Source organism: Streptomyces sp. NPDC058307, from assembly GCF_042880295.1.
Classification (GTDB): domain Bacteria; phylum Actinomycetota; class Actinomycetes; order Streptomycetales; family Streptomycetaceae; genus Streptomyces.
Window position 1 is genome coordinate 1 of the sequence record NZ_JBHVYZ010000008.1, and the last position, 26146, is coordinate 26146.

At 68.4% G+C, this 26146-nt stretch carries 14 protein-coding genes and 1 pseudogene; 11 read left to right on the forward strand and 4 right to left on the reverse strand.

The genetic code is table 11. From position 1 onward, the window contains the following. The first annotated feature begins 437 nt into the window (after positions 1–437). A complete protein-coding gene (locus ACFVYN_RS08375) occupies positions 438–2429 on the forward strand; it encodes a DUF2075 domain-containing protein (protein WP_389994313.1) in 1992 nt (663 codons plus the stop codon). 51 nt (positions 2430–2480) lie between these two features. Here ACFVYN_RS08375 and ACFVYN_RS08380 read toward each other — a convergent pair whose 3' ends face one another. Beyond that, positions 2481–2609, reverse strand: a complete 129-nt coding sequence (locus ACFVYN_RS08380; protein ID WP_389994316.1) for a DUF6408 family protein — start codon at positions 2607–2609, stop codon at positions 2481–2483. 441 nt (positions 2610–3050) lie between these two features. Here ACFVYN_RS08380 and pglW point away from each other — a divergent pair, with 441 nt between their 5' ends. After that, positions 3051–7748, forward strand: coding sequence for a BREX system serine/threonine kinase PglW (gene pglW, locus ACFVYN_RS08385; protein WP_389994318.1), 4698 nt, complete (start codon positions 3051–3053; stop codon positions 7746–7748). Continuing rightward, a pseudogene (pglX, locus tag ACFVYN_RS08390) lies at positions 7745–11364 on the forward strand (BREX-2 system adenine-specific DNA-methyltransferase PglX). Before pglW ends, pglX begins: the two are co-directional and overlap by 4 nt. Here pglX and ACFVYN_RS08395 read toward each other — a convergent pair. Further along, a complete protein-coding gene (locus ACFVYN_RS08395) occupies positions 11351–11839 on the reverse strand; it encodes an ATP-binding protein (protein WP_389994320.1) in 489 nt (162 codons plus the stop codon). The pseudogene pglX and the gene ACFVYN_RS08395 sit on opposite strands and share 14 nt — an antisense overlap. Before the next feature lie 242 nt (positions 11840–12081). Here ACFVYN_RS08395 and ACFVYN_RS08400 point away from each other — a divergent pair, with 242 nt between their 5' ends. The 4 genes from ACFVYN_RS08400 (at position 12082) to ACFVYN_RS08415 (ending at position 15153) form a co-directional block, all read left to right on the forward strand. Next, entirely contained in the window at positions 12082–12912 is an 831-nt protein-coding gene (locus tag ACFVYN_RS08400) for a helix-turn-helix domain-containing protein (RefSeq protein WP_389994322.1), read from the forward strand. Next, a complete protein-coding gene (locus ACFVYN_RS08405; RefSeq protein WP_389994324.1) occupies positions 12909–13112 on the forward strand; it encodes a DUF397 domain-containing protein in 204 nt (67 codons plus the stop codon). Before ACFVYN_RS08400 ends, ACFVYN_RS08405 begins: the two co-directional genes overlap by 4 nt. A 155-nt stretch (positions 13113–13267) precedes the next feature. Next, complete coding sequence (locus ACFVYN_RS08410; RefSeq protein WP_389994326.1) at positions 13268–13939, forward strand: hypothetical protein; 672 nt, start codon at positions 13268–13270, stop codon at positions 13937–13939. 338 nt (positions 13940–14277) lie between these two features. After that, complete coding sequence (locus ACFVYN_RS08415; RefSeq protein WP_389994328.1) at positions 14278–15153, forward strand: hypothetical protein; 876 nt, start codon at positions 14278–14280, stop codon at positions 15151–15153. A 64-nt stretch (positions 15154–15217) separates the two neighbouring features. On the opposite strand, the gene ACFVYN_RS08420 is transcribed toward ACFVYN_RS08415, so the two are convergent. Then, positions 15218–15856, reverse strand: coding sequence for a DUF6879 family protein (locus ACFVYN_RS08420; protein ID WP_389994330.1), 639 nt, complete (start codon positions 15854–15856; stop codon positions 15218–15220). Then, positions 15849–16118, reverse strand: coding sequence for a hypothetical protein (locus ACFVYN_RS08425; protein ID WP_266513328.1), 270 nt, complete (start codon positions 16116–16118; stop codon positions 15849–15851). The genes ACFVYN_RS08420 and ACFVYN_RS08425 overlap by 8 nt, the downstream gene beginning before the upstream one ends. Positions 16119–16346: 228 nt before the next feature. Between ACFVYN_RS08425 and ACFVYN_RS08430 the strand changes: the two genes are divergently transcribed. The 4 genes from ACFVYN_RS08430 (at position 16347) to pglZ (ending at position 26051) form a co-directional block, all read left to right on the forward strand. Further along, entirely contained in the window at positions 16347–16757 is a 411-nt protein-coding gene (locus ACFVYN_RS08430; protein ID WP_389994332.1) for a hypothetical protein, read from the forward strand. Further along, positions 16754–18889, forward strand: coding sequence for a tetratricopeptide repeat protein (locus tag ACFVYN_RS08435; RefSeq protein WP_389994334.1), 2136 nt, complete (start codon positions 16754–16756; stop codon positions 18887–18889). The genes ACFVYN_RS08430 and ACFVYN_RS08435 overlap by 4 nt, the downstream gene beginning before the upstream one ends. Before the next feature lie 374 nt (positions 18890–19263). Continuing rightward, entirely contained in the window at positions 19264–23148 is a 3885-nt protein-coding gene (locus ACFVYN_RS08440) for a phage resistance protein (protein WP_389994337.1), read from the forward strand. Further along, positions 23145–26051, forward strand: a complete 2907-nt coding sequence (gene pglZ / locus ACFVYN_RS08445; protein ID WP_389994339.1) for a BREX-2 system phosphatase PglZ — start codon at positions 23145–23147, stop codon at positions 26049–26051. Before ACFVYN_RS08440 ends, pglZ begins: the two co-directional genes overlap by 4 nt. Positions 26052–26146: the final 95 nt, after the last annotated feature.

Here is a 26146-nt window from a genome sequence, read left to right on the forward strand (position 1 = left end):
ACCCTCACCGCTGCCGCACAGCACCTCGGAGTCTGGCCCGCCACCATCTCCACCCTCGAACGCGGAATCCGCAGAGACGACGACCTCGCCCACGCCTACCGCGACTGGCTCCAAGCCGCTTGACAGGCAATAGGAGCATCAGAGAGATCCGGCCAGGACCCTCATGGATCGGGCCGACCAGCTTCCAGGTGGTTTCGCCGTGAGCGGCCCTGTTCCTAAGATCACTACTACCGGTTGCGGCCCGACGGGCTTCCCCAGGGACATGCCCCCACCCGCACGAGTCACTCGTGCCCTGGGGGAACCACCTCGTGTCCATGCTCCTGCTGAAGTTGGCAGCGCATGATCTGCTCACCCTGAATGCAAGGCGTCGCATGGTGCCTCACCTTGCCGCCCGTTGGCGACATTTCCGGGGTAAGGATGCCTCGCTGACGGAACGTTTGGCCTGGGCTGAGAGCCTGGTCAGCCTTGCCAACGACCTGGTCGCCGCCGGTCGCGGAAACGTGGAGATGATCGTCGAGTGCGCTGCCACGCTCGACGAGACCGAGCGGCCGGGAGATCCCCGGCTCATCGACGTCGTCCTCGTGGGCCACCACCCGCAGGAGCGCCGACTGTCCGTCCAGCTGGTCGAGTTGAAGCGCTGGTCGATGGTGACCAGGGTGGAGCGGGCCACCGCTGACATGGTGCACGTGCCGGGCATGGACGACAAGAAGCACCCGGCGCTGCAGTTGCGCGAGTACTACGAGGCGTTCACGAGCAGTAGAGGTCCGCTCCACGGACTGGAATTCGAGTGCGGTGGATTCGCCTACCTGCACAACGCCACCGAGGCTTCTGTGCAGCCGTTGATCGATGTGGACGCGCCGACCGGAGCGTACGCCCATGTCTACACCCGTGACCGGCGTGACCAACTGCTGTCGGATCTTCGGGCGAACTTCGCCGCCGAAGGAGGGGCCTCCGAGGCGGAGATACTCCTGAGGAGCCTGGGCCTGCGCAACACGCCTCTGCTCGACGCCATGATCTGGTCGCGTGGGGACGACACCGTCTTCACTTTGCGTGGGCGGCAGAAGACGGTCGCCGACCAGATCCTCGAAACGGCTTCCAAGGTCCTTCCCGACCCTCTGCGCCCGGCCCTCGTGCCGGACGAGCGGCGCGTGATCTTCCTCGTGACCGGCGGTGCCGGAACAGGGAAGAGCGCCATCGGCCTCCAGCTGAAGGCGGAACTCGAGGCCCAGGGCCGGACCGTCAAGTACGCCAGCGGCAGCCGGGCGTTCAACGGTGCTATCCAGGAACACGTCGGCTACGGCGACCGGGAGTTCAGGGAGACCTTCACGTACTTCAGCAGCTTCGTCACCCCACCGGACCCGCCCCTGGACGTGCTGATCTGCGACGAGGCACACCGGATCCGTGACCGTTCCACCAACCGCTTCTGGAAGCCCGAGGAACAGGGCACGAAACCCCAGGTGGACGAGCTGCTGGACGCGTCTCGTCTGACGGTGTTCTTCCTCGACGAAGGCCAGACCGTACGGCCGAACGAGGTCGGCACCGTCGGCCTGATCAAGCAGGCGGCACAACGCTACGACGCCCATCTTGCGCAATACCCCCTGAGGGAGCAGTTCCGGTGCGGTGGCAGCGACGGGTACATCCGCTGGGTGCGTGCCGCGCTCGGTGTGACGGAGGACGAGCCGAATCCCTGGACACCGGACGGCCTCATGCACGTCGAGGTGGTGGACAGCCCCGCGGAACTGGAACAGATTATCCGTACCGAGGCCCTGGCCGGGGCCTCCGCACGCATGGTCGCCGGGTACTGCTGGCCCTGGACCAAGCCGCTCGGTGACGAGAGAAGGCTGGAAGCCGACGTCCGCATCGGTGACTGGCACCGGCCGTGGAACGCGGACAGCGACAGCTTCTGCGAGAACGACGCACCACCGTCGAAGATCTGGTCCGTGCACGAGAACGGCATCGACCAGATCGGCTGTGTGTACACCGCGCAGGGCCTCGAATGGGACTGGTGCGGCGTGATCATGGGTGAGGACATGGTGCGCCGCGACGGCCGCTGGGTGTTCCAGAGGGGCAAGGAATGGAAGGTCCCGGGCTCGGAGGTCAAGCGGGTCGCCGTACCAGGATCGTTCGATCCGAAGGTGAAGGCCAGCAGCGTCGACGACGACGAGTTCGCCCGGCTCGTCCGTCACGCCTACCACGTACTGATGACCCGGGCGAGCCGAGCGACGGTGCTCTACTCCTCGGACGACGAGACCCGGGCGTATCTCAAGAAGCTCGTCGGCGAAACACCCATCCACGGACTGCGCCCCACCTGGGAGAACCTGCCGCAGGAGGCACGTGTCCCGCATCTTCCCCGGCCGCGAAGAGGACGGCGCCCGCGCAACAGGCGGACAGGTGGCGGCCCTCAGGAGCCCGAGCTCCGGTTGTTCTGATACGCGGACGTACGGGGAGTGGCGGGCTCTCCGGGCCCGCCACCAGCCTGGTCAGAAGACCAGGCGCGCTGCCGCGGTCAGACCCGTCACCAGGAGACTGGTGACGACTCCTACAGCGACGTCGACCAGGATCCTGCGGATCAGGTGACGACGTGCGTGCTTGCACTCAGCGGGGTTCATCGGTGTCCACTCCAAGGTGTGAGCCGGGAATGGCAGGGATCGCCCTACCGGGCATCCGCTCTCACACCGCGTGCAGCACGCGGTGGAAACCACTCGCCGGCCACGGCTTGGACCAGCACCTCAACGCCGCCGACGTACCCTCCGGGAAGGTGCGCAGCGGACAACTAGATTAGTGCAGAACGAAGTTGGTGTAGATCAATTTTGGCCGCTGCCGAGCCAGCGCGTGGGCTGGGCGGACATCGAGCCTTGCCGACCGTCGGCCCGCGTGCGAGCGGCTACGGCGAGGGGGCATGTTTGTAGCGCGCTGATCTGGCCCGAAAGCCCGGCAGTCCCTTCCTTCACCACCTCTTCTCCTGGCACATGCAGGCACTAGGATCTGCACCCTGGGCTTGACCATGGGGAACGGTCGCCCTTGCGGGACACGAGGAGCGGGGAACAGGCATGCGGGAAGGCCGGTGGGTCACGGTCACCGAGTCCGAGTTCGATCATGAACGCCGTGGCCTGGAGGCGATCCGGGAGAAGCTCCCGGACTCCGACCCCTGGCGTGCCTGGTCGAACTTCACCTTCACCGCGAACACCGGCCACGTCCGCGAGGTGGACCTGCTGGTTGTCGCCCCCGGCGGCGTCTGCATGATCGAGCTGAAGGACTGGCACGGCTCGGTGACGTCGGAGAACGGCACCTGGGTCCAGACCACTCCCGGTGGCCGCCGCCGTACGCACGGCAATCCGCTGCACCTGGTCAACCGCAAGGCCAAGGAGCTGGCCGGTCTGCTCGCACAGTCCGGCGGCCAGCGGGTCTGGGTCGCCGAGGCCGTCTGCTTCACGGACAACAGTCTTCGCGTACGGCTGCCCGCCCACGACCAGAACGGTGTCTACACCGTCGACCAGCTGGTCGAGATGCTGGGGCAGCCCCCGCGCGACGAGCGGCGCCGTATCACGGCGATCGGCTCACGCGAGATCGAGGCGGCCCTCAAGAGCATCGGCATCCGCAAGAGCGACGCGCAGTACAAGGTCGGCCCGTACGAATTGGAACGGAAGTCCTTCGACTCCGGGCCCACCTGGGCGGACTACCTCGCCCGCCACAGCGACCTGCCCGAGGCCGCCCGCGTCCGCATCTACCTCAGCGAACGCGGCTCCGACGCCTCGCTGCGCCAGTCCGTGGAGAACGCCGCCCGGCGCGAGGCCGCGGTGCTGGGCCGCTTCAAGCACCCGGGCGCGGTCGAGCTCAAGCAGTACTTCCCCTCCGGGCACGCCGCCGGCCCCGCGCTGATCTTCGACTACCACCCGGCGACCCTGAAGCTCGACGAGTACCTGGTCCAGTACGGCGAGAAGCTGGACATCCTCGGCCGAATGGCGCTGGTCCGCCAGCTCGCCGAGACCATGCGCTCCGCGCACTCCAGCCGCATCCACCACCGTGCGCTCGCCGCCCGCTCCGTGCTCGTCGTCCCCCGGCCGCGCGGCGGGAAGGGCCGCGCCGTGGGGGAGGAGGCCGCCTGGATCACCCCGCAGCTTCAGATCTCCGACTGGCAGATCGCCACCCAGCGCAGCAGTGACTCCTCCCAGGGCCAGGGCATGACCCGCTTCGCGCCCACCGCCCTGTCCGCCATGCACCTGGCCGACGACGCCGACGCCTACCTCGCCCCCGAGCTCACCGCGCTCAACCCCGACCCCGTCTACCTCGACGTGTACGGGCTCGGCGTCCTCACCTACCTGCTGGTCACCGGCAAGGCCCCGGCCGCCAGCCAGGCCGAGCTGCTCGCCCGCCTGGAGGCGGGGGAGGGTCTGCGCCCCAGCTCCCTGGTGGACGGCCTGTCGGAGGACGTCGACGACCTGGTCCAGGCCGCCACCGCCTACCGGCCGGGTCAACGCCTCTCCAGCGTCGACGAGTTCCTGGAACTGCTCGAGGTCGTCGAGGACTCCCTGACCGCCCCGGCCACGGCGACCACCGGCACGGAGGGGCCGAGCGAGGAGGACGCGCCCCCCGTCGACAAGGACCCGCTGGAGGCCGTCGCCGGTGACGTGTTCGCCGGCCGATGGGAGATCCGCCGCCGCCTCGGCACCGGCTCCACCAGCCGCGCCTTCCTCGTCCGCGACCTTCAGGCCGAGGCTCGCAGGACCCGCTCGCTGGCCGTGCTGAAGGTCGCCCTCTCCGACAACCGTGGCGAGATCCTGGCCCGCGAGGCCGAGGCCATGGGCCGCCTGCGCCCCCACTCCGGCATCATCCGCCTTGTCGAACCGGAGCCGCTGCACATCGCCGGCCGTACGGTCCTCGCGCTGGAGTACGTCGGTGACGAGCGCGACGACAACGGGCAGGGCACCGAGGCCGGGGTGCGCCCGCGCCGTCGTGAGGAGACGGTCGCCCGCCAGCTCCGCGAGAACGGCCGCCTCCAGGTCGACCAGTTGGAGGCGTACGGCGACTACCTCTTCGGAGCCGTCGACTTCCTGGAGGGTGAGGGCGTCTGGCACCGCGATATCAAGCCCGACAACATCGCCATCCGCATCCGCCCCAACCGCACCCGCGAACTCGTCCTCATCGATTTCTCCCTCGCCGGCTACCCGGCGAAGAACACCGACGCGGGCACCGACGGCTACCTCGACCCCTTCGTCGACGTCATCACGCGCGGCTCGTACGACTCGCACGCCGAGCGGTACTCCGTCGCCGTCACCCTGCACCAGATGGCCTCCGGTGAACTGCCCAAGTGGGGCGACGGCAGCCTCCCGCCGCGCATGACCGACGCGAAGGAGTGGCCGTACCCCACCATCGCGGCCGAGGCCTTCGACCCGGCCGTGCGGGACGGTCTCGTCGCCTTCTTCCAGAAGGCCCTGCACCGCGACGCGGCCAAGCGGTACCCCGAGCTGAAGCCGATGCGGGACGCCTGGCGCAAGGTCTTCCTCGACGCCTCCCAGACCGTCCCCTCCAGCCACCGCACCCGCTCCCCGGCCCCGGCGGCCACGACCACGGGGGAAGGGCTGCCCGCCGAGGGTGCTGCCGGGGTGATCGCGGACGCCGAGCCCGAGAGCGCCGAGCAGCAGCGCGACCGCCTCGCCGCCGAGGTCACCCGCGACACCTCGCTGACCGTTTCCGGTCTCACGCTCGCCGCGCAGTCCTTCCTGTACGGCCTGGGCATCACGACGGTCGGCGAACTCCTCGACTACAGCCGCCGCAAGCTCGTCAACGCCCCCGGCCTCGGCGCCAAGACTCGCAACGAGGTCCAGCAGCGCCAGCGCGAGTGGGGCGAACGGCTGCGCGAGATCCCCGTCTCGCCGCTGACCCCGAAGGGCCGCGCGGAGGCCAAGGAGGAGCTGGACCAGCTCACGGCCGCCGAGTCGGCCTTGGTGGGCCACCTCGCGACAGGCGAGTCGGCGGCCGCGCTGCCGGCCCGCACGCTGCGCTCCGTCAGCCTCGACACCCTCGCCACCATCTTCGTGCCCGCCGTCAACAACAACGGCTCCAACCGCAACAAGGCGGAGATGGTACGTCTGTTGCTGCGTCTGCCCGACGAGCACGGCGTGCTGCCCGACATCGGCGTCTGGCCGAAACAGAAGGACGTCGCCGATGCGCTCGCCCTGAGCCACGGCCGTATCCCGCAGATGCTCAAGGAGGAGCGCAAGCGCTGGAAGGCGGAGCCCGCCGTCCAGGCACTGCGCGAGGAGATCATCGACCTGCTGGTGAGCATGGGTCGGGTCGCCTCGGCGGTGGAGATCGCGGACGCCCTGGCGGTCCGGCGCGGCACGCATCTCGCGGGGCGTGAGCAGCGGCGCGCGATGGCGCTGGCGGCCGTACGGGCCGTGGTCGAGGTGGAGCAACTGGTGCCACAGGAGGCCGAGTTCCAGCACCAGCCCAACCGCAAGGCGACGGACGAGTCCCTGGGCGCCGGCCTGCTTGCGCTCGACGTACGGGAGAACGACGGCCCGGACACCCCGACCGCGCCGGGTCTGCTGGAGTACGCGACCCGTCTTGGCCGTACGGCGGATCGGCTGGCCAAGCTGGACACCGTGCCGACGGCGGCCACTGTGCTGGCCGAGCTGGGCGCACTGACGGTGCCGCCTGGCACGGTCAACTGGGACGAGCGGCGCATGGTGGAGCTGGCGGCGGCGGCTTCCGTGAACGCCGCCGCCACTCCGCGCCTGGAGATCTACCCGCGGGACCTGTCGCTAGTCCGGGCGCTGCGCTTGACGCAGGCCGGTCTCGTCCGCTGGATTCCGGGTATGCCGGAGGGGCAGCAGCCGGGTCTGACCGGCGAGGCCGTGCACGAGCGGGTCCGTGCTCGCTTCCCTGAGATGGTCGTTCCGGACGGGCGTGGCGGCACGCACCACGAACTGCCGACGGGCGGCCCGCTCACCAAGGCGTTGCGCGACGCCGGCTTCGAATTGTCGCTCAGCATGCACGAGCGCGAGGGCGTGCTGCGCTACCTGCCGACGCGGGTCGACGACGCGTCGAGCTACCTGACGACGGGCGCGTGGCGGCAGTCGACGCGTACGGGCGCGGTGACGCGGTACGCCGACGACCCGCAACTCGCGGGCGCGGTGCGCGCGGAGGAACGGCTGCTCGCGTCGGCCCGCCGGGACGGGTACCGGGTGCTGACCGTACGGCAGCAGTTGGTGCGGGACGCGGTGCGGGAGCTGGGCGCGGAGCGGCTGGGCGCGGATGCGTTGTCGGTGACCGAGCTGTTCCTGGAGGCCCTGCACGCGCAGGTCACGCCGGGGACCAAGCCGACGTGGGAGACCCTGCTCAAGGCGGATGCCGCCGAGCCGGGTTCGAAGGGCGCGGTGCGGTTCGCGGAGTACGTGCGGACGGCGTGGGGCGCGGTCGAGCCCCGGGTTGCGGAACTGCTGGGAGACGGTGGTGGGCGCGCCGGTCCTGTGCTGCTGACGGAGGCCGGGGTGTTCGCCCGGTACGACGCGATGGGCGTCCTGGACCGGCTGGCGTCGGCGGCCCGGCGGGGCGGGCGGGGACTGTGGCTCCTCGTCCCGCAGAGCGACCCCTCGCGCGAGCCCCGGCTCGGGCAGGTGGCCGTGCCGTACCAGGCCGGCCTGGGGGAGTGGATTCAGCTTCCGGACACGTGGGTGGGTAACGCCCATCGGGGGTCCGGCGAGGTTGTGGCTAGTGCCAGTGGTGTCGAGGGAGACGTCAAGTGATCGACGGCAAGGCTCTGTTGGACGACCTGAAGCAGCAGGTCAAGGCGGTCGAGGCTGACCTCGGGCGACAGGTGAAGGCGCTGGGGGATGTCGGTGCACGGCTGAGGGCCGAGTACGACCAGGCGCGCAAGCTGGGGCGTACGGCGGCGACGTGGACCTCGTGGCTGGACGAGCGGGTCACGCAGGTCGCGGTGGCGTGGGTGCTGGGGACTGTGTTCGTACGGTTCTGCGAGGACAACCGGCTGATCCCGGAGCCGTACCTGACGGGGCCGGACGGTGACCGGCGGGAGCTGGCGGAGTCCCGGTACGACGCGTATGTGGAGTCGGACGATGACCCGACGTACCGGGGGTGGCTGGAGAAGGCGTTCGAGGAACTGGGGCAGGGGCAGGCGGGGCGGCTGCTTTTCGATAAGCGGCACAACCCGCTGTACCAGGTTCCGCTGTCGCATGACGGTGCGCGGGAGCTGGTCGAGTTCTGGCGGGGGAGGGATGAGGCGGGCGTCCTCGTCCACGACTTCACCGACCCGCTGAACGAGGACGGCACGGAGGGGTGGGACACGCGGTTCCTGGGGGACCTGTACCAGGACTTGAGCGAAGCCGCGCGGGAGACGTACGCGCTACTCCAGACGCCGGAGTTTGTGGAGGAGTTCATCCTCGACCGCACTATGAACCCCGCGGTGCGGGAGTTCGGCTACGAGGGCCTGAAGATGATTGACCCCACGTGCGGGTCGGGTCACTTCGTGCTTGGCACGTTCCGGCGGCTGGTCCGGCTGTGGGGTGAGGAGCAGCCGGGGCGGGATGTGCATGAGCGAGTGCGGGAAGCGCTGGACTCAGTGCACGGGGTGGACATCAACCCGTTCGCTGTAGCTATTGCTCGGTTCCGGCTGCTGGTTGCGGCTATGGCGGCCAGTGGTGCGCGGACGCTCGGGGAGTCGGCTAAGTACGAGTGGCCGGTGAACTTGGCTGTTGGAGATTCGCTTATCAAAGCTCGACAACTTGAACTTACCTTGGGTCTTGACCAGGACGGGTCTAGCGACCCCCTCGCCAGTTTCGAATACACCACAGAGGACGTGCACGAGCATCCAGAAATTCTTCAGCAGGGACGATATCATGTGGTAGTGGGGAATCCTCCGTACATCCAAGTTTCAGATTCAAGCCTTAATGCGCTTTATCGGGAACTATACGATGCTTGTGCCGGTAATTATGCGATGTCGGTGCCATTTGCGCAGCGATTCTTCGAGCTCGCTAAAAAAGGAAATCTCGACGGCACCGGCTACGGTATGGTGGGTCAGATTACGGCAACTCATTCATGAAGCGGGAATTTGGATCAAGGCTGATTCAGGATTATTTCCGTCACCGGGTTGAGTTGCTGGAAGTGATCGACACCTCTGGTGCCTACATTCCTGGTCATGGTACGCCAACGGTAATCCTTGTCGGCAAGCCTAACTCCAGCTCTCGTCGTACTAAAACCGTCCGGACCGTCAGGAGCGTCCAGGGTGAACCGGGTATGCCAGAGAGGGGGGAAGACGGTTACGTATGGCGTGCAATTGTGGATCAAATCGATACTCCCGGCTCGACCGGCAAGTGGGTATCTGTAGACGACCTTGATCGTGTCCGCTATTTCGGGTCTCAACCATGGATTCTCTCGGATGGCGGACTGGAGATGGTTGAACAGATCGAAGGTGCTTCGGTAGGTAGTCTCAAAGATCTGACCTCAAGTATTGGGCGGACGACCTCTACTGGTGCTGATGATGCTTTCTTCATCCCTGATTTGGCGACTGCCAAGCGGTACGGCTACGCGGCCAGTGTGCGAGCCCTTGTCGCGGGAGATGCTGTTCGCGATTACCAGTTTATCGGCAGTCTACTAGTGGCGAACCCGTATGTTGATTTGGCGCAAACTGAGCTCGCGTCTGAATCAAACGTAGTGGTCGAACGACTGTTGTGGCGGGATCGAACGCGTTTGGGGCGTCGAAAGATTTTTGGTAAGTCATTGTCTGAAAATGGTCGCCCTTGGTATGTGCATCTAGAGAACTACAGCAGTAAGCTGGGGAGCACTCTAGGCGTGTCGTTCGCCTTCGTGGCGAGTCATAACCACTTTGCCCTTGACCGCTCAGGTTTTCTATTCAATCGATCCGCGCCAGTGATCAAGTTGAAGCCTGAGCTCGTTGAACGCGATTATTTGCGCTTGGTTGGTTTGTTGAACAGCTCCACGGCTGCATTTTGGCTGAAGCAAGTGAACCATGATAAGGGTAACCGTGGTGGCGAGCGGGGGACGGGTCGTTTTGCTTGGGAGAGCTTCTTCGAGTTCTCGGGCAGTAAATTGGAGAAGTTTCCTCTACCCGTCGCGTATCCGGATGCGTATTCTGAGCGTATTGACCGGCACGTCCAGAGTCTCGCCTCCGTGGCCCCTAAAGAAATCGCAGACGGGCAGACTCTTACCCCTTCGACCTTGCATGATGCCCGCTTTGCTTGGGAATCAACGCGAGCCCGAATGATCGCCCTGCAAGAGGAGCTGGACTGGCAGGTCTACTCCCTCTACAACCTCCACTCCGAAGACCTTCGCGTCTCCGAGGACCCTGACGATCCCAACATCCCCGAACTCGCCCTCGGTGAGCGTGCCTTCGAGATCGTCCTTGCCCGTCGTGTCGCCGCCGGTGAGGCCAGCGACGAGTGGTTCAAGCGGCACAACTCCACTCCCATCACCGAGCTCCCCGCCCATTGGCCCGGCCCCTACCGCGAGATCGTCCAGAAGCGGATCGACGCCATCGAGTCGAACCGTGCCATCGGCATGGTTGAGCGACCCGAGTACAAGCGCCGCTGGGCTACTGAAGGCTGGGACGCACTGCAGGAGAAGGCCCTGCGCTCCTGGCTGCTCGACCGTATGGAAAGCCGCGACCACTGGTTCGACGAGAACGGTCAGCCCACCATCCTGACCCTGGCCCGCCTCGCCGACGCTCTCTCCCGCGACGAGGACTTCGTCTCCGTCGCCAAGCTTCACGCACCCCGCAAGGAACTCGCCAAGGTCGTCGCCGAGCTGATCACCGACGAGCACGTGCCGTTCCTCTCCGCCCTGCGCTACAAGCCCTCGGGTCTCAAGAAGCGCGCGGACTGGGAAGAGGTGTGGGACCTCCAGCGCAAGGAGGACGCCGCGCCCGACGAGCCCGCCAAGCGGAAGATCCGGGACTCCATCCCCGTACCGCCGAAATACACCTCGGCCGACTTCCTCCGCCCCTCCTACTGGAGGGCGCGCGGCAAGCTCGACGTGCCCAAGGAGCGGTTCATCTCGTACGGGCAGACCAACGCCGCCACCCCCGAGCTGTATGGCTGGGCTGGCTGGAACCACCGCGAGCAGGCGCAGGCCCTCGCCACGTACTTCACCAACACCGCGCTGTCCACCGAGGAGATCACGCCGTTCCTCGCCGGCCTGCTGGAACTCCAGCCGTGGCTGTACCAGTGGCACAACGACTTCGACATGCTCTACAGCGGCTCCCCAGCGGACTTCTTCGCCGGTTACCGACAGCAGAAGCAGGGCGAGCACGGACTCACGGACGACGATCTCCGCAACTGGCAGCCCCCGGCCGCAACCCGAGGCCGTCGCGCCGCTATGAAGAAGTAGCCGGAAACGACTCGGTGTCGTGCCCGTACGCCGATGCCGAGTCTGCCGGACGAGGGGCCACCGGATGCCGGCGCGGGTGGCCGCTGGTCGGTAGGCCCAGCTTGGCCCATACCGTTTTGCCGGGGGCGGCCGGGCGAGGGGTGACGCCCCAGTCGTCGGCGAGGGCAGCGACGAGGTGGAGGCCGCGGCCGGACTCGGATGCGGAGCCGGGGGTCGGGGGAGTGGACCGGGGCTGCTTCTCGGCGCGGCTGTCGGTCACCTCGATGCGGAAGGTGTCCTCGGCCAGGGTGAGTTGGACGTGGAAGTCCCGACCAGGGACATGGCCGTGGCGTACGGCGTTGGCGGTGAGTTCGGCCGTGATGAGGGTGAGCGTCTCGTTGACCGGGGTCGTGTAGGGGTGGCCCCAGTCGTTCAGGCGGTGCGAGACGAGTCGGCGGGCGAGGCGAGCGCCGCGTGGGGTTGAGGTGAACCGCATGGTGAACTCGCGTTCCGGTGCAGGGTGCTGTGCAATATGCCCGTTCGGGGGAGTTGGTGACTTCATGCGGTCAACGGTTGCGAACTCTGAGTAGCGTTGAACAGGAGGGATGCGCTGACGGGTGCGGGCTGTACGCGTGGGCGGTGAGCTTGTACGCGGTGTTGGGCGTGACTGGTTGCGGGGCCGCGCGTTGGGTGGGCGGTGTCCGGTGACCGTGATGGTCGTACGGGAGGAGCTGCGGCGTGGACGACGAGGTTCAGCAGCCGGAGAACGAGTTCGGGACGGGCATGCTGTGCGTATTCGGCCGACAGATGAAGCTGTTCCGGGAGCGAGCGGGGATGGACCGCGCGCAGTTCGGGTCGCTGACCGGGTACTCGGCCTCGACGATCGCGTCGTTCGAGCAGGGACGACGTATTCCGCCGTCGAAGTTCATCGGCCAGGCGGATGAAGTGCTCGGGGCGGGTGGGGTGTTGAGCGCGAGCAAGGAGGAGGTGGCTCGGGCTCAGTATCCGGCGTTCTTCCGTGATGCGGCCAAGTTGGAGGCCGAAGCGGTCGAGCTTCATGTGTACGCGAACCAGGCGGTGCCTGGGCTCTTGCAGGCGGAGGAGTACGCGCGGGCCATCTTCATGATGATGCGACCGCCCATGGCTGACGAGCTGATCGAACAGCGAGTGTCCGCGCGCCTGGCTCGGCAGGGGATCTTGTCAAGCAGTGATGCGCCGCTCGCCAGCTTTGTCATCGATGAGGCTGTGCTGAGGCGTCCGATCGGAGGACGGCGAGTCCTGCGTGGTCAGCTTGAGCACATCCTCCTGACGGGGGAGCGGCGGAACATCGAGATCCAGGTGATGCCGCTCGACCGTGAGGAGAACGCTGGTATGGCTGGGCCCTTCACCTTGATCGAAACGAAGGAAGGGCGCAGGATCGCGTACGCAGAGGTACAGAACGTGAGTCGCTTGCAGACGGAGCGGGAGCGGGTCCGTGCGCTGGAGGTCAAGTACGGAATCATCCGGGCGCAGGCCCTGACTCCTCGTGAATCATTGGCATACGTCGAGAAGTTGCTGGGAGAGCCATGAACGCGCACGTACATCAGCCGCCGATAGACCAGTTGACATGGCGCAAGAGCAGCTACAGCAGCGAGGAAGGCGGCGAATGCGTCGAGGTCGCCACCCGCCCCGGCACGGTCCACGTCCGCGACTCAAAGGACACAACCCGCGCCGCACTCGCCGTACAACCCACGGCCTGGACCGCGTTCGTCCAGTTCGCGGCACTCTGACAGGGGCAGAGCCCTCGGCAGGCGGTGTGCTTGCCGAGGGCCCTGCGTATCGTCTGAACGGGCCCCGAGGTAGTGCAGCTTCCCTGAGTACATAGGCTTCACGCGGCATCCGTGCTCTCCACCGCTTCTTCACACTTCTCAGGGGAAAGATCTCCGTGCTTCATCGGAAATACCTCGGCGCGCTCGGCGCGGCTGCCATGTCCGTGGCGCTGGCTGCCTGCAGCAACACAGCCACGCCCACGGCCGCAAAGCCTGCCGCGTCGAACAGCTCCTCGGTGTCCAGCCCGGCATCCTCCTCTCCGACTCCACAGGCGGCGCTCCTCACAAGGGCCCAGCTCACGTCCGCTCTGCTGTCGCTGCCGCAGATGCCTGCCGGCTGGTCAACTGACAGCAGCGCCAGCACAGGCGACAAGACGTTCTGCGACTACCGCCAGCCGCACAAGGCGCGAATTCAGGTCACCCGCACCTTCCAGAAGGGCGGAGGGCTCACCGCCACGATTGCAACTGTCGGCCTTCGGCAGTACGCGAGCGCGATCGATGCCGCCGAGTCGTTCACCGCGATGGAGAAGGCGCTCGAGACCTGTCACCAGGAGACCTACCAGGGGGCGGTGCTGAAGTACTCGCCGATGAGCGTGGACAAGCTTGGTGACCGGTCCCTTGGCGTACGCATCGACAGCGACGGCACCACGTTGCTCCAGCAGTTCACCCTCGACGGGCCCACCCTGATCAACGTTGGCACCGGCGGTCTGACGGACGCGGAAGCCGACACGGCCATCAAGCTTCTGCGCGACCAGGTCGACCGGTACGAGGCCGCAGCCCGCAAGTAGGGCAGCCTGCGAGAGCCGCCTGGCCGGGGAGCCGGTAGGCCTGCCGGCCAGCTGGCGCAGACGCATCTCCGCCTGGCGGTTATGGGCGGGTCTCCGCGAAGTGTCGCGTCAATTTCAGCAGCCCCGGCGCCTTGCTATCGGGTGTCGCGCCGGCGCTGGCCGCCGCGGCGATCAACGTCGCCCAGAGACGTTCGGTTCGCGATGGTGGTCGCTTTCCCGGATGACGATCTACATCGTGATGGACCCAGCCCGCACGCCACCGTCACCCACATCAGCAGGCCACAACTGGGCATACAAAGTCCGGCCCTTGGAGCGCGGAGCTACTGTAAGTTCCTGCTATGAAACAGGGCAAAGGCATCGAGAACCCCGAGTCGCGCTTCTCCGCGGTGCTGCTGGCGGCAGCAAAGCTTCCCGGTGTGCGTATCAACAGGGAGGCGTACCTCCGAAGTTCGTTGGCTCGTCACTGCTCCGAGGACGACATCCGGAGGGCGATAGAAGAGACGCCCGCTGCGGCCGGCATCCCTGTTGAGGTTCTCGACAAGGTGGCCAATGACTCCATCCGCTTCGAAACCGGCAAGGTCAGCGCTCTGTCCGCCGCTGCCGGGATACCCGGCGTCCTCGCCCTTCCCGCCACTGTGCCCGCCGACCTGGCCCAGTACTTCGGCCACATGGTGCGTATCGCTCAGAAACTCGCCTACCTCTACAGCTGGCCCGATCTGTTCTCCGACGACGGCGATGACGTCGATGACGCGACCATGGGGGTGCTCACCCTGTTCTTCGGCGTGATGTTCGGCACCCAGTCGGCGAACACCGCTGTGGGGAAGGTCGCCGGGATGATGTCGAAGCAGGTCGCCAAGAAGTTGCCCCAGAAGGCACTCACCCAGGGTGTCGTCTACCCGATAGTGAAAAAGGTCGCGGCCTACCTCGGCGTCCAGATGACGAAGCAGTCCTTCGCGAAGGCCGTCTCGAAGGCTATCCCTCTCGTTGGGGCCGTTGTCTCCGGCGGGCTCACCCTTGCGACCTACCTTCCGATGGCCAAGAGGCTCAAAAAGCACCTCTCCAGCCTGCCGCTGGCGGACCCGTCGCACCGAGTGATGGAGGGGGAAGTCGTGGACGGCGAAGTCGTGGAAGACCACGAACCTTTCGCCACAGCAGACTCTGCACAGCATGGTGCAGACGCCACTGCCATTGAGCTGGAGGAACCGCAGTCCTGACACCGCGAGCGCACTCCTCAGCCCTGCTGGGATGAGGGCCTCGCTCGTCATCCCGCCCAGCTGGTCACCGCGAACCACGAAGACCCGTCGGAGCACCGGACACCTGGGGCGGAGGCAGGGTGACGATCTCCCGGTCGAAGAAATCGTGGAATCCCTCACCGCGCTCATAGAGTGCATCGAATCCGGCGTTCGTCTCCCGGATCAGTGAGCGATCCGTGTAACGGTTGGCTCCGGCCGCATTTCCGTCCTCGTCGTAAACGACCTCATACATGGCTACATCGCCGAGAATCACCACTTCTGGAACTGGGCGACTCCGCTCGATGTTCGAAATATCGCGAGCGTCGAGGATCTTGATGTCGTCGCCCAGGTCCACGCGTACGCGCAGCACGAATAACTCCCATTGCACGTATGGTGTGACCGGGAATTCCACGACACGTAGGCGGCGGTGCCTGACGCCCAGCCTCGCCGCCTGGCGGAGTTCCTCGGCGTAGTCCTCGCGCCTCTCCTCGGCCAGGGACAGCGCCCCCTCCCAGTCGCCGTCGGCGAAGGCCTCCCAGCTCGGGAAGCCGCGCTCCTTGAAGTGCTGGCCGCGCTCAAGCTTGTTGAGGAAGTCGATCCCACTGCTGTAGACCCGGCCCAAGTCCGCGTGGTACGTGGGGCGATCCAGGCGTTCGGAGGCGCGGCCGGGGAAGGAATCAAACACTGGGGATGTCCGGCTTCGCCGCGATGAGCATGTTCCGGGGGATGACTACGAGGCGTTCGTCCGACCCGATCGAGACCCCGTCGGGAAGGTTCCTGCCGAGTGACTGGGTCAGATCGCGGCCGATGACAGCGATGTCGCCGTTCGTGAGTTCCCAGATGTCCGGGCAGTCAGGAGTTCCGGTTGTGTTGCCGAGCTCCTGGGGAGTCTTTCCCAGGCGCTGTTTGAAACCTGTGTCCGGATCTGCTTCCCATGGCCTGGCCATTTCCGTCGCCCCCTCGATCGATCGGGATGTCTCACTGTAGCGTGCAACTTACCCGCCTGATCATGTGTTAGAACCAGCCCGAAGGGGTAATGGCGAGGATTGATTCCTCCTTGTCTCATGTCGCTCAGGGCTGGAATGATAATGATCGGAAAGAAAATCATGCCAATGCCTGACAGGTGACACTTCCCATCTGTGCTGTCGGATAATCGGGTGAACGGAGGGGCGGCTGTGGACCCAGAAGTGACCGCGCTCGCACAGAGCGCGGGGGCCACCTTGGTCACGTTGATGGCGACCGATGCCTGGCACCGTGTGCGTGACGGGATCACACAGCTCTGGCGCCGGACGCAACCCGAGCGCGCCGAGACCGTCGTTGCCGAGTTGGAGGCCGGCCGGGAGGACGTGCTGGCCGCCGTGGCGGCGGACGACCAGGAAACCCTGGACGAACTACGCCTTCAGTGGCAGGGGTTGGTGCGGCGGCTGCTCGTCGCCCGGCCCGCCGCCGTCGAGGAACTGCGCGCACTGCTGGACCAACTCGATCCCGTAGCCTCGGCCGCCCCGCGGATCACCCAGCATGCCGCCGCGTCCGGTCAGGCCCGGGTCTACCAAGCGGGACGTGACCAGCGCATCGCAGAGCGATGACGGGCGGGACGGACGGCCACGCCGAGGACCACGGACGCGTCTACCAGTCGCGGGGCGACCAGCACATCAGCGAACACCACCACTACGGCGATGACGGACCGGAGCACGCCGGACCGGACTCGGTGCGACGCCCGGCGGTCGGCCGGCCTCCCGTCGCGCTCCGCGACCGCAGTGAGGTGATGGAACGCCTGCGGGCAAGCGTCGAGGAGGGGCGCGGCGGCCAGGTCTACGTGCTGTACGGAATGGGCGGGTCGGGTAAGACGGCGGTCGCCTGCGCCCTGTTTCAAGAGGCCACCGGAGAACAGGGACGGGTGGGCCTGTGGGTCAACGCCTCCGATCGTGCGAGCCTGCGCGCCGGGATGCTCGCCGTCGCCGCCGACCGAGGGGCGGGCGACGGTGAACTGCTCGCCGCACGCAACGGCTTCAGGCCCGCCGCCGATCTCGTCTGGACGTATCTCGACCGTTCCGCCGAACCCTGGTTACTGGTCCTGGACAACATCGACGAGCCGGAGATCCTGCGGGACGGCAACTGGCTGCGCAGCAGCCCGCGCGGCACCGTCCTGGTGACCACACGGCGAGCGGCGGCCCGGTGGTGGCCGGGCGCCGAGCTGCAGTACATCGGCGTACTGCCCCGAGAGGACGCCGCGCTCGTGCTGCGCGATCTCGCACCGCACAGCGGTACGACGGAGCAGGCGGCGCGGGTCGCGGACCGGCTCGGGCGGCTGCCCCTCGCCCTCAGCCTGGCGGGCGGCTTCCTCTCCCACCAGGTCATCGACCCCTGGACGTTGGACGCCTACGCGGACCAGCTCGATGGAGACGGACGGGTCCAGCTGATCGACCGGGGAGCCGACGCGCTGTCCGAAGCGGACCCCCGGCACCTGGTCGGCCTGACCTGGCAACTGACCCTCGACGCGTTCGAAGCGCGCGGACTGTCCGAAGCGGCGGCCCTGCTCAGACTGCTGGCCCGGTTCGCCGCCGAGCCGCTGCCGCTGACTCTGCTCAACCACGCCGACATCGACGCCGTACTGCCTCGTGCCCGAACCGAGACAGCCCTCAGAGCCCTCCTCGACCAGTCGCTGTCCGAACTGGTCGACGCGGCCGGCGCGCGCTGCCTACAGAGTCACGGCATCCTGCTCGACAGCGTCTCGGTGGCGACCCCCGCGGAATTGGTGGTCGCCCTCGACACGACAGCCGTCCGGCTGCTCGACGCGGCCGTGCCCGGCGTACCCGACGCGGGTCCGCACGATCCGCGACTACGCCTGCTGGTGCCTCACGCGCTTGCCCTGCTGCGGCACATCGGCGGGCCGTCCGCCGCCGACGCCCTGACCGTCGCGACACGGCTGTCGGTCGCCCTGCACCGGACCGGTGACTACCTCTCCGCCTGGGAGACCGCCCGAAGCGCGGCGGACCTTGCAGAGCGACCACTCGGCGCGGATCACCGTACGGTCCTCGCCGCCCGCTCCAGGGCAGGGCGGGCACTGTTCCGTCTGGGCAGGTACGCCGAAGCCGAAGCGGCGCTTCGCACGGTCCGGGACGCGCAGGAGCGCCTGTTCGGCGCCGACGACCCCGACACCACGGACAGCGGCTACGGCCTCCAGCTCGTGCTGGCGAACCTCGGCAGACGCGAGGAATCCGTCGCCCTGCTGCGCGAAACCGTCGCCGGGCGGCGCTCGGCGCTGGGTCCCACGCATCCGTTGACCCTGCGGGCCCGTGCCAGCCTGCTGGAGATGCTGCCCGCCGCCGAAGTGGTCACCGAGGAAGGCGGCACACTGCTCACGCTGCCGTCGGAATGCGATCGGGTCCTCGGCCCCGACCACACCGTGACACTGGGCGCCCGACACAACCACGCGTGGGCGCTGTACCTCCTGGGCCGCTTCGACGAGGCCGACCGGGAGATCCGGCGGGTCGCCGAGACGTATGTACGGCGCTTCGGACCCGAGTACCCGATCGTGCTCGCCGCCCGGCAACTCCTCTCCCGGACCCGGGCCGCGCTCGGACACGTGGAGGAGGGGATCGCGCTGATGAGCGACGTCGTCGAACGGCGGGAACGCGGCCTGGGCCTCGAACACCCCTTCACGGTCGCCAGTCGGCAACTGCTGGACGCCTACCGGTCGGGGCGATGGCGGCCGTAGAGCTTAGGGCGGGACGGGAGCGGCCCGCAGGGACGGTGCGTGAGGGTATACGGCACGGGGGCGATGGGGGTACGGATGTAGGGTGCTATGCGCAGGCCGTATGGGTGACGTTCAGTACGAGGGGGACGAAAAGTGCAGACGCCGCGAGCCCGTCTACCTTGACCCGGGCGACGCCGTGAGCGTCGTTCCCGTCCGGTCACCGCATCGCCGGTTCCGTCCTCGCCACCGGCCAGGACAGCCGGCCCGCCGCACCGGCCATCCGTACCCCTGAGCCCCGCCCCACCGCTCGAGCCGGCCTCGGGCCTCGACGGCGGACCCCGCACCACACCGAGTACTTGCAGCACCGAACACCGTCAGGGAGAGCGAGACCCGCAATGGCGCAGCAGCCCCTCCTCCGCGATGTCATCGACATCAAGGAGTCCATCTCCACCTCGGACTTCGTGCTGTCCCTCGCCGAGGCGACGACACCCGAGGGCGCCGAGCACGCGCTCAAGGACTACGTCGTCACCGAGCGGCTGCTGGAGAACTTCGACGAGGCGCTGAAGCTCATCAAGTCCTCGCTCGACGGGCACCGTTCCAAGGCGGCCTACCTGCACGGCTCGTTCGGTTCCGGTAAGTCGCACTTCATGGCCGTGCTGTACGCGCTGCTCAGCGGCGACCCGGCCGCCCGCGCCCGTACCGAGTTCGACCCGGTGCTGACCAAGCACGAGTGGCTGACGACGGACGGCAAGAAGTTCCTGCTCGTGCCGTACCACATGCTCGGCGCGAAGGCCCTCGAACAGCGCGTGCTCGGCGGATACGTCACGCATGTCAAGAAGCTGCGCCCGGACGCCCCGACCCCGCAGGTGTACCGGACCGACTCCCTCTTCGCCGACATCCGCGCCATGCGCGCCAACATGGGCGACGAGGCCGTCATCCGCGGACTGGGAACCAGCGACGCGGACGACGGCGAAGAGGACGAGTGGGGCGAGGGCTTCGCCTGGACCCCGCAGCTCCTGGACACCGCGCTCGCCGCCGAGGAGAACCACGAGGCCGGCACCCCGCTCGACCTCCGCAACCCCTCCACCCCGGCCGAGCTGCGCGCCAAGCTCGTCAACGACGCCAGCACCAACCTCCTGCCCGGCTTCGCCAAGAACGCCGTCGAGGACGAGCACGGCTTCATCTCGCTCGACGCCGGTCTGTCCGTCATCGCCGAGCACGCCAAGTCGATCGGCTACGACGGCCTGATCCTGTTCATGGACGAGCTGATCCTCTGGCTCGCCACCCTCATCCACGACCAGAAGTTCGTGGCCCGCGAGGCCAGCAAGATCACGAACTTCGTGGAAGGCGGCGACGCCCGCCGCGCCATTCCCGTCGTGTCATTCATCGCCCGCCAGCGCGACCTGCGCGAACTCGTCGGCGAAGAAGTCTCCGGTGCTGCGGAGTCGTCCATCCAGGACACCCTGAACCTGGCATCGGGCCGCTTCGACAAGATCACTCTGGAGGACCGCAACCTCCCGCAGATCGCCCACGCCCGCCTCCTCAAGCCCAAGGACGCCGAGGCGGAACGGCTCGTCGACGCGGCCTTCGAGCAGACCAAGCGGGTCGGCACTCAGGTGTGGGACACCCTGCTCGGCTCGGAGAAGGGCACGACCGGCGCGGACGCGGAGTCGTTCCGGCTGACGTACCCGTTCTCGCCGGCCTTCATGGACACCCTCGTCCACATCTCGTCCGCGCTGCAGCGCTCCCGTACCGGTCTGAAGCTGATGGGCCAGCTCCTCGCCGATCACCGCAACGAGATCCGCCTCGGGCAGCTCATCCCGGTCGGTGACCTCTACCCGGTGATCGCCGAGGGCGGCGACAAGCCGTTCACCGACAGCCTGAAGGTCGTCTTCGAGGCCGCCGACAAGCTCTACAAGACCAAGCTGCGGCCGTACCTGCTCAGTTCGTACGACATCACCGAGGACGACGTCGAGCAGTACCTCAACCGGCCCGAGGCCATCACCGACCCGCAGCGCGCCAACCGCTGCCGCATGTTCGTCGGCGACAACCGCCTCGTGTGCACCCTGCTGCTGTCCGCGCTCGCCCCCAGCGTGCCCGCGCTGGCCGAGCTCACCATCCGGCGGCTCGGCGCGCTCAACCACGGGTCGGTCCTCGCTCCGATCCCGGGCGCCGAGGTCGGCATCATCAAGAACAAGGTCGCGGAGTGGGCGGCCCGGTTCCCCGAGATCAAGGAGACCGGCACCGACGCCAACCCGGGCGTACGGCTCGAACTCTCCGGCGTCGACGTGGACTCCGTCATCGCCAACGCCCAGGTCAACGACAACCCCGGCAACCGGGCCGCGCTCGCCCGCCGCCTACTGTCCGAGGAACTGGGCGTTGAACACGGCCAGTTGAGCGACCAGCTCAGCTTCACCTGGCGCGGCACCGCCCGCACCGCCGAGATCGTCTTCGGCAACGTCGCCGACGAGGACGAGCTGCCCGACCACGACCTGATGCCGCAGGAGGAGGGCCGCTGGCGTATCGCCATAGACCTCCCCTTCGACGAGGGGGAGTGGGGTCCCGTCGAGGACGTCAACCGGATCCGGCGGCTGCGTGAGCGCCAGCAGGGCGAGCGGTCCCGTACCGTCGCCTGGCTGCCCGCTCACCTGTCCGCGCAGCGCTTCATGGACTTCCGGCGTCTCGTCGTGATCGACAAGGCCCTTGCCGACGAGCACCGCTTCGACACCCAGTACGCCGGCCACCTCAACGCCGACAACCGCAGCCGCGCCAAGGGTCTCCTCGAAACCCAGCGCGAGGCCCTGCTCAAGCAGGTCAAGGGCGCCTTCAAGCAGGCCTACGGCCTCGCCCAGAAGCTGGCCGCCGACGTCGTACCCGATTTCGACGACCATCTCGTCGCGTTGCCCGACGTGGACAGCCTCACCCTGTCCTTCGGGCAGAGCCTGCACGACGGCATCCGCCATGTCGCGGGCAAGCTGCTCGCCCACCAGTACCCCGCGCACCCCGACCTCGACCCCGAGGCCACCGGTATCGCCGTCAAGCCGATCGACACGAAGAAGGTCTTCGCCCACGTCCGGGCCGCTGCCGAAGCCCGTGACGGGCGGGTGGAGGTCCCGGCCGTCGACCGCAAACTCATGCAGCGGATCGCCGGACCCCTGCGTCTTGGGCAGCAGAAGGAAGCGTACTTCGAGCTGTCCCGCTACTGGGCCGACCACTTCCGCCAGCTCGCCAGCGCCCAGGGCGTCACCGGGGACCTGTCCCTGATCACCCTGACCGACTGGACGGACAGGCCCGATCCGCGCGGCCTGCCCGACTTCCTCGCCCGGCTCGTCGTCGCCGCCTTCGCCGAGATGGACGACCGGGTGTGGGTGCGCGGCGGCACCGTACTCGACCCCGCGCCCGAACTGTCCGCGATCAGGGACCACGACGCGCTGCGCAGCCAGCCGCTGCCCGCCGAGACCGACTGGGACACGGCACGGCAGCGCTTCGAGACGATCTTCGGGCAGAAGGCACCCGCCCTCCGGCGCGGCCGGATGGTCAACCAGTTCGCCCGCCAGATCATCGACGCCGCCCGCACCCACCGGGACCACGCGGCCGACCTCGTGCACCAGTTGGAGGCTCACGCCTCCTTCCTCGGCCTCGACCAGACCGCCGACACCGGACGACTCGGCCTCGCCCGTCGCTCCCTGCAACTGCTGGACGCCCTCACGGCCGAGGCCGGCAAGGGCGCGGCCGGAGCGAAGAAGACTGTGGAGGCCCTCGCCTCCTTCGACCTGGGCCAGACCAGCGCCGACCGGTACGGCACCTCCATCAAGCAGGCCCGCGGCGTCGCGGAGGCCGTCGCCTCCGCGCCCTGGAGCACCCTGGAGCTGGCCGCCGGACTCGGCCCCGAGGGGGAGGCCCTGCTCGACTCGCTGCGCAACGTGGCCCGCGACGACCAGCGCACAGCGGACCTGCGCGACGCCCTGGCCCGCACCCAGCGTGAGGTCGTCGCCCTGGTGAAGCGCAGCCAGGCTGCCGCCCAGCCGTCCGCGCCCGTCGCGCCTCCTCAGCCCACGGCGGGCGACCTGTCCCTGGACACCCCGACCAGCGACCCGCGCATTCCGTACACCCCGCAGCAGACACCCACTCCGAGTTCGGGCGGTGGGCTCGCGCGGACATCCGGTGGCCGCCGTACGACCGCGGCCCGAGCCGCCGCCGACCTCCAGGCTGAACTGTCCGAGCTGGCCGCCCGCCACCCCGACGCGACCATCGAGATCACCTGGCAGGTCGTCGAATGACGGACACCGTCGCCGTCGCCCCGGGCGCCGTACGGCTGAACACCGCGACCGTCACCCAGTACCTGTCCTCGCAGTCCTCCCTCGCCGCCTCCCTGACCGCAGACGGCGGGGGCAGGCGCCGCGTCGTGCTGCTGCGGTCCGTACCCCGGTGGGACGGCCCCGCCGAGCCAGCCTGGGGCGAGGGCCGGACGGCCGGTGTCGCGGTGGCGCCCTCGCCGCTCGCCGTCCACGAACTCGTCCTCGAGCACCTGGCGGGCCGGCGCCCCGGCCCCGCCGTCCTGGTCGTCCTCACCGACCGGGAGCAGAACGAACTCGACCCGTCGATCCTCGCCCGCGTCCACAAACTGCGCATCGACACGGTCGACAGCTGGGACGTCGTCCGTGAGGCGTTCGGCGCCCGGCAGATCGACCCGCGCCTCAAGGACGTCAACTGGGCCGCCGAGGCCCTGCTCGACGCCACCCCGCCCGGCGGCTGGCCGCCCGTGCCCGGCGGCTGGCTGTCGAGGCAGTACGCCCTGGCCGCACTCGCCCAGCGCCGTCTGCGTCTGGGCCGCTACGACACCGAGGGCGGCACGTGGCGCCTCGGCGACGACCGGCTCGACGCGCAGACCCTGCTGCACTGGTCGACCCGGCCCGGCGCCCCCGAACGACTGCTGGGCCTGCGCGGCCCCGAGCGCGCCGGACTGACCGCCTTCCTCGGCGAGGAGGACCAGGCCGGCCCCGCCGGACGCGCCCTGCTCGCCCTCGTCGACGCCGAACGCGGCGCGGACGCCGCCGCCTTCGGTCTCGTGTGTGCGGCCCTGTGGCAGCACGCCGAGCCCGCCCCGGAGACGTACCAGGCCCGTGGCCGCGCCGAACGCTATTTCGGAGACCAGCCCCCGGCGGTGGGCGAACAACTCGACACTCTGGTGGCCGTCTTCGGCCGGTTCGCCGAGGAGTACGTGACCACGCTGCTGGCGGCCGGACACCGCAACGGCGGCGCTGACGCCGACCAGGCCCGCGAGGCACGCCGCACCACCGGCATCGTGCTCGACCGGGCGGCCGTGCTGGCCCGCCAGTTCGGGGCGGAGGCAGCCGTCGCGGCGAGCCCCGTACTGCGCGGCGGACTCGAGGCCCGCTTCACCGTCGTCGGCCAGGCCCTGGCGGCGGGTGACACGGCGGTGGTGTCGGAGGCCGTACGGCGCCTGGCGGACCACCGGCTCGCCAGCGACCCGGAGGAGTCCGCCCGCATCGAACGCGCCCGCATGGGGCAGCGCCTCGCCCGCTGGCTGGCCACCGACCCGCCCGTCGAAGCGCCCACCGTCGCCGACGCCATACGCCGGCACATCGCCGAGACCGGCTGGGCGGACCTGGCCCTGGAGCACATCGAGGCCGGTGGCGACCCGGACCCCGTGCTGAAGGCCGCCTACGACACCCTGGGCACGCGCGTCAGAGACCGGCGGCGGCAGATCGACGCGGCCTTCGCACGCTCACTGGCCGCCTGGACGGAGGCCGGCACCCAGCCCGGCGGCATGCTCACCGTCGAGACCTTCCTCGACCGCGTGGTCGGACCGGTGGTCCGGCGTGGGGAAGAGCGGCGGGTGCTGCTGCTCGTCCTCGACGGCATGAGCGCGGCCATAGCGAACGAACTCGGCGAGGAACTGCGCCGGTCCTGGGCGGAGTTCGACCCGCTGTCCGAGGGCGAGCCGCATCGTCGGGCGATGGCGGCGGCACTGCCCACCGTGACGGCCGTGTCCCGCACCTCCCTCTTCTCGGGCACGCTGACGAAGGGCACCCAGGCCGACGAGAAGCGGCTCTTCCCCACACTGAAGCTGTGGGGCGGGGCCCCGGCAGCGGTGTTCCACAAGGACGACCTGCGCACCGAGGCCGCGGGCGACACCTTCGGCCCGGTGCTCACGGAAGCGCTGGCCGACGGCAGGACCCATGTCGCCGTCGTCCTCAACGCCATCGACGACCGCCTCGCCAAGGAACAGAAGCTCGGCGACGGCGCCTGGCGGGTGGACGACGTCCCCGGCCTTCGCGACCTGCTGGGGGTGGCGGCGGCGCAGGGCATGGCCGTCATCGTCACCAGTGACCACGGCCATGTCGTCGACCGACACGGCACCAAGGTCGACGCCGTCGCCGAGCCGTTGTCCGCCCGACACCGCCTGCCCGGTGACAGTCCGCTCGCTCAACAGGAGGTCGCCCTCTCAGGGCCGCGCGTGGTCTCGCCCGAGCCCGGTGCGTCCATCGTCGCCCTGTGGGACGCCGACTCCCGTTACACCGCGCTCAAAGCCGGCTACCACGGTGGGGCCTCCCTCGCCGAGTTCACCATTCCGGTGCTCGCCTTCCTGCGGTTTGGAGCCGAACCGCCCAAGGGGTGGCGGGAGTTGGGCGACCAACGGCCGGTCTGGTGGGCTCCGGAGGAGGCAGGGCGGCCGCTCCCGGACCATCGGGCGTCCCAGACGGCCGGCGCGGCTGCGAAGAAGGGGACCGCGAAACCCCGGAAGAAGCACCCCGAACCCGGGACGCTGCCCGACGCGCTCTTCGACGTGGTGCTGACCACCGGAGGAGAGGATGCCCTGCTCACCCCGACCGCCGTATCGAGGACCGAGGCACTCGTGACGGCGCTGCTCGACTCGGAGACGTACCAGGCACAGCTCGACGGTCTGGCCCGCAAACCGCAGCAGGAACCGGTCCACAAGGCCCTCGCTGCCCTGCTTGACGCAGGCGGCACCCTGCCGGTGACCGCGCTCGCACAGCGGGCGGGCATGCCGACCACCCGGGGCGACGGCTTCGCAGCAGTCCTTCGCCAGCTGCTCAACTACGACGGCGTACAGGTCCTGGAGACCCTGCCAGACGGGCGCACGCTGCGGCTCCATGAGGGGCTGCTCCGCGAGCAGTTCGCCCTCGGGGCCAACTGACAGCGGTCGGGGTGCCTCTGGCGTTCGCCTGAAGGCATCCCGAGCTGTGTGTTCACTGCTCGCGGATCGCTGTTCCCAGGCAGAAGTCTCTCGCG